Genomic DNA, 318 nt, shown 5'->3' on the forward strand with positions numbered 1-318 from the left:
ACAGCTAAGATAGGAGCTGATGCAGTAACCAATGCTAAGCTTGCGGATAATGCAGTTCAGACCGAAAACATAGCGGCAGGCGCAGTAGAAACTTCTGATATAAAAGATGCAGCAGTAACAGCCGTGAAACTTGCCGACGACGCAGTCACAGCTGCCAAGATCGATTCGAGTGTAGCGGGTACAGGATTAAAACAGAATACTACCAATGGTTCTTTAGAAGTTGATGCCGCATCTTTTGATGGCGACATTACCTCTACAGACCTTACAGTAACAGGAGGAGATAATGCCACCTTTACCGATGTAACGTTAGATATAAAA

1 protein-coding gene is annotated in these 318 nt (G+C 44.3%); it reads left to right on the forward strand.

The window, feature by feature from the left end; translation table 11 throughout:
• A partial coding sequence (locus tag NHE85_RS16645) for a hypothetical protein (RefSeq protein WP_252813334.1) occupies positions 1–318 on the forward strand: 318 nt, incomplete at both ends.

The organism is Flavobacterium sp. NRK1 (genome assembly GCF_024054175.1).
In the GTDB taxonomy this organism is placed as follows: domain Bacteria; phylum Bacteroidota; class Bacteroidia; order Flavobacteriales; family Flavobacteriaceae; genus Flavobacterium.